At 26.0% G+C, this 3708-nt stretch carries 1 protein-coding gene and 1 pseudogene; one reads left to right on the top strand and one right to left on the bottom strand.

The features are described from left to right. Positions 1–250: 250 nt before the first annotated feature. Positions 251–1294: pseudogene (locus GBZ86_RS13675) on the bottom strand (YeiH family protein). A 505-nt stretch (positions 1295–1799) separates the two neighbouring features. Between GBZ86_RS13675 and GBZ86_RS13670 the strand changes: the two are divergent. After that, a complete protein-coding gene (locus GBZ86_RS13670; RefSeq protein ID WP_152891551.1) occupies positions 1800–3350 on the top strand; it encodes a nitrite/sulfite reductase in 1551 nt (516 codons plus the stop codon). The last annotated feature ends 358 nt before the right edge of the window (positions 3351–3708 follow it).

Genomic DNA, 3708 nt, shown 5'->3' with positions numbered 1-3708 from the left:
AATTAATTTATGGCAAGTTGCTTAAAACAATACAACTTGATAAAAATATAACTACGCTTGAAGATGTTATTAATCATCTTAATAACGATTCTTTAGCTAGTTAAATTTATTGTAAAGTGGTGTAAATAAATAGATAACGAATAAATTTAAAATTGTTATCTAAATAATTAACTTGCATTATTATGAATATATAACAAAGTTAGTGTGCAGAATAATCTTTAATATAGTTTTTAATTAAGAAATCTATAATTTAAGAAAATAAAAATACATAAATCATAGACATTGCTGCAACAGCAACCCAAGTACATCCACCTAATATAATAGGTTTAATTCCTTTAGTAAGAAGATCTTTAATATTGATTTTATAACCAACACCTACTAAAGCAACAGTAACTAAAAACTTATATCCATTTTTAAAGAATCCTTCTAAATTTTCAGGAAAAACTCCTAAAGTGTTTAGAATAGCCATTAAAATAAAACCTAATATAAACCATGGAAAACTCTTTAATATTATTTGAGCAATTGATGATTCATTAGAATTGTTAATTGCTGAAGAACCTGAACTATTTAAAGTAATACTAGCACTAGCTTTTCTTTTTTCATTTACACTTATAAATGTAAATATTGTTGCTAAAACAACTAAGAAAGTAGTACGAGTAAGCTTAACAATTACAGCTAAATCAGCTCCTTGAATCAATCCACTCATTTGAGCAAATGTATCACCAGCAGCTACAACACTTGAAGTATCACTAATAGCTGTTCCAGCTAATAATCCAAATTGATTAGCATCAAACCCTAATGAATTAGATAGGAAAGGGAAACCTAAAGCAGCAAATACATCAAATAAAAATATTGCAGTTAATGCATAAGCCATTTCATCTTCCTTTGCATCAATTATAGGACTCATAGTAGCAATTGCAGTACCACCACATATAGCAGTACCAGAGCCAACTAAACGTTTTACGTTTAAAGATACTCCTAAATATTTTCCAACTAGAAAAGCAGTTCCAAAAGAAATTAATATATTAGTAATTATTAAAGGAAGTGCTTATCCACCAGCTTGAACTATTAATTTAAAGTTCAAAGTAGCACCAGCTAATATAATACCTAACATTAGGAACTTTTTTGCAGAGAAAACAGTACCTTTTTTAAAATCTCCTGAAGCTGGTTTTATATTTCCAGCTATTGCACCAAGAAATAATCCTATCATTGGAGCTCCTATTATATGTTGCATACCTCCTAAAAAGGTTGCAAAAAGAGCTAATAATATACATACTACGATGCCTAATAACATAGTTAATGACATAATATAATCCCCCTAAAATCAAATGATTTAAATTTTCAGCACCGTAACTTTGTTAAGGATGTAACTAACTTATGAGATTATTATACTAATATTTAACTTTATATAAAAGAGGTATGCTTATATTAATTTATAATTAAACATATATGTAAAATTTATAAAGAAATGAAAATCACTATCAATAGCTTATTATTTGTTAAGGAAAACAATTTCAAAAAATGAATTAAGTTTTTTAAATTTATAAATATTAAGATAATATTTTCATAAAAAGATGTAAAAAGTTAATTTAATTATATTTAATTAATAAAAATAATTGTTAAAAAATAAACTAATCTTGTATATTAGTAGACTTATAAAGTAAAATTGTCATAAGGAAAAGTTATAAATAAGTATATATCTATAAGAAAAACCTATATGTGATATATATATATTTTATATATAAAATTAAAAGTTTTTTAGCTAAGTTCACAATTCAATTATTATTTGAGGTGAAGAAATGAATAATTTAAAGGAAATTTTATTAAGTGAAGTAGAGGAAATTAGAAGTAAAGGTTATAAGTTTTTAAATGGTGAATTATCAATAATGGATTTTAAACATTCATCAGGTGGTTTTGGAATATATGCTCAGCGTGGAAAAAAAGATTTTATGATAAGATTAAGAATTCCATCAGGAATGCTTAGTATGAAAGATTTAAAACAAGTTTATAGTTGGGCAAAACAATATGATTTAGATAAAATACATTTAACTACACGTCAAGCTATTCAATATCATGGATTAGATATAGATGAAGTTTGTAATATAATGAAAGAAGGAATAGAGAAAAGCATATATACTAGAGGTGGAGGTGGAAACTTTCCAAGAAATGTAGCAATGTCTCCATTATCAGGTGTTGATCCTAAGGAGATTTTTGATGTTTCTCCTTATGCCTCAGCAGTAGGAAACCATTTTTTGAAAAAAATGTATACATATAAACTTCCAAGAAAATTAAAAGTATCTTTTTCAAATAGTAATGCAGATGATGCTCATTGTACAGTTCAAGATTTAGGATTTTTAGCAGTTGAAAAAGAAGGAAAGCAATATTTTAATGTATATAGTGGTGGAGGGTTAGGAAGAAATCCAAGAAAAGCTATTATAGTGGCTGATATGATAGAGCCTAAAGATGTTTTGTATCACATTGAAGCTATGACAAATATGTTTATAGCTGAAGGTGATTACAATAATAGAAGTAAAGCTCGTATTAGATATATACTAGATAGATTAGGAGAAGAGGAATATATAAAGTGTTATCATAAGCATTTAGAAGAAGTTAAGTCAAAAGAATGTTTAGATTTAAATGTAGCACCAAAAAATACAGTTAAAGTTGGAATAGAAAACAATATTAAACATAAAAGATTATTTAAGCAGAAGCAACAAGGATTATATAGTGTTTATTTCCATCCAATTGGAGGAATGTTAATGTTATCTCATTTAAAAGAACTTATGGATGCCTTAGAAGAAATTGAAGATGTAGAATTAAGATTAACTATGGATGAAGGTTTATATATAATAAATTTAAATGGAAAAGAAGCAGAAAAAGTTTTAGAAATTACACAGGGAAAAGGTGGAGAAACCAAGGCACAGCAAAGTATTTCTTGTATAGGAGTTCCAATTTGTCAAATGGGAATAGCTAATAGTCAATGTGCTTTACATAATTTTGTTAAACTTGTTAAAGAAAAAGCATTAAAAGAAGATTCACTACCAAAAGTTCGTTTTTCAGGATGTGGGAATTCTTGTAGTGTTCATGAAGTGGGAGAAATAGGATTAGCTGGTAAGATAAAAAGAGTAAATAATGAATCAAAACATGTTTTTGAATTATATATAGATGGAGATTATGCTGTTGAAAAAACTAAATTAGGCAAGTATTATGGAGATATTTTAGCTGATGAAGTAGCAAATTTCTTAGTAGAGGTTGGAGAAACTGTAGAAGCTTTAGATAAAGATTTTTATAATTGGATAGATAGTGAAGTATGTAACTTAAAAGAAATACTTAATAAATATTTAGTATAGTAATAATAGAAAACATATAAATTATAGTAAATAAGCTATTTTTTATATGTTTTTTTATTATGCAATTAAGTTTATTGTCAATGGCAAGTATTAAATAATAAATAAATTTAGGCGATTGTGAAATTAAGATTTAAAAAATTGTGGATAACTTTTAAAAAAACCAATATTTTGATTTAAATTTGTGCATGAAAATATAGACCCTAACAAAAACGGTCTTTTACAGAAAGATTATGAAATTAGACTGTGGATATGTGATTAAGCTGATATTAAATATAGTTTTCTAATACTTCTAATATATTTTATGTCATTTAAAGAGTAGGCTAAAATAACATTTATTAGTTTAGAAATAGCTGTTAAA

Origin of the sequence: Clostridium tarantellae (assembly GCF_009295725.1) — a bacterium.
Classification (GTDB): Bacteria; Bacillota; Clostridia; order Clostridiales; family Clostridiaceae; genus Sarcina; species Sarcina tarantellae.
Note: the sequence above shows the minus strand (reverse complement) of the source record. Positions and strands in the feature narration are given on the sequence as shown.

What these genes read in the sequence shown, in the direction of transcription:
- GBZ86_RS13670 (WP_152891551.1), top strand. Translation starts at nt 1,800, where the DNA reads ATGAATAATTTAAAGGAAATTTTATTAAGTGAAGTAGAGGAAATTAGA.